Source organism: Falsiroseomonas sp. HC035 (assembly GCF_050563525.1).
Taxonomy (GTDB): domain Bacteria; phylum Pseudomonadota; class Alphaproteobacteria; order Acetobacterales; family Acetobacteraceae; genus Falsiroseomonas.
On record NZ_JBNXUN010000062.1, the window covers coordinates 1 to 1,381 of the forward strand.

General features: G+C 67.6%; 2 protein-coding genes. One reads left to right on the top strand and one right to left on the bottom strand.

Annotation, left to right across the window (positions count from 1 at the left end; all coding sequences use genetic code 11):
- Positions 1-639 (bottom strand): IS110 family transposase (locus ACLF3G_RS29420; protein ID WP_430672926.1); only part of this gene is annotated, 639 nt, incomplete at its 3' end.
- 277 nt (positions 640-916) lie between these two features.
- Here ACLF3G_RS29420 and ACLF3G_RS29425 point away from each other — a divergent pair.
- The coding region (locus ACLF3G_RS29425; protein ID WP_430672927.1) for a DUF4118 domain-containing protein at positions 917-1,381 on the top strand (465 nt) is incomplete at its 3' end.

The following is a 1,381-nucleotide window of genomic DNA, read 5'->3' on the forward strand; positions in this document are numbered from 1 at the left end:
GCGGCAGACGGCATCGTCACGCGTGGCGCAGATAACAAGGCGATGCAGGCGCTCCCGCTCGGACAGCAGGGCCTCGCGTACCTGCAGCAAGGGCTCGATCACGGCGGCAAGGCTCTTGCGGTCCGCCGCGAGCTCACGGGCTCGACTGGGAAATGCCCGCTCAACGACGGGGCCGACCTTCAGCCCGAAGCCGCGCAGCAGGCCACGGATGCCATTGTCGATGTCCCGGAGTTTCCCCACCAGCAGCTTCCTGGCCGTCAGCAACGCCCGGAGCTCCTGGGAGAGCTCCGACTTCACATGCACGGCCCGGAACCAGCCGGTTCGGACCATCTGGGCGATAGCACGTGCGTCGGTCCGGTCGGTCTTGACCGGCATGGTCTTGGTCGCTGCCCGTAGCTGCCGGGTCTCGAGCAGCACCACCGGCAGCCCCGCCGCCTTCAGTCCGGCATGGAGCCACTGCGACATCGGCCCAGCCTCGAGGCCGACACGGGCGAACTCCAGACCCGCCCCCGTCAGGGCCGCAGCCAGCGCCTCCGGCTCGCTCTCCGCCTTCAGCTCCCGGAGCACGGCCCCGGAGCCGTCAACAATGCAGATGCTGCTCGTCTCCAGCGAGACGTCGATCCCGGCATAGTGGGTCATCTCGGTGCCTCCCTCTGCTCAGGCCCACCTGGGCCTTCTGGAAGAACAACCGGTCACGGCAACTCGCGCTACCTGCCGACCCGATTACCGTATCTAGGTCTCCGCTGCACACTGCGTCTGCCACGTATCCACCGAGCCGCCGCCACCCCCAAAGTCTGAGGCGATTCCGCACTCCATTGGCCGCTGCCGCTTTGCTTTCAACAACGGTTTCTTCCGCTTTGCGAGAATCGTTGCTTTAGCAAGACGGCCGCCACGCAGCGTGGCAGAATGGGCAGCGATGGATCGCTTTCACGCCCTCACGGTGTCGACGCTCGGATGGCCCCTATGGGGACGGCTGGGCGCGCTGGCGTTGCTCCTGCTGGCTGGCCTGGGGACACGCTTCGCACTCATCGGCAGCGAGCCCGGCTACCCCTACCTGACCTTCTTCGTGCCGGTGATGCTCGCGGCGGTGCTGTTCGGCCACTTGGTCGGCTTCATCGCCACCGCCGCCAGCACCGCTCTCGCCGTCTGGTTCTTCGTCCCGCCGGTCGGCAGCCTGAGGATCGACGATCCCCATGACGCGGGTGCCGCGCTGGCATTCGCGGTCAGCGGTTTTCTGTTTGTCTGGCTGGCGGCAGCGGAGCGCCGCGTGTTGCGCCAGCGGGACGAGGCCAATGCGGCACTCCGCGAGGGCCAGGCACGCCTGCGGGAGGTGCTGGAAGGCATCGGCGAGCCCTTCTACGCGCTCGATGCCGATTGGCGG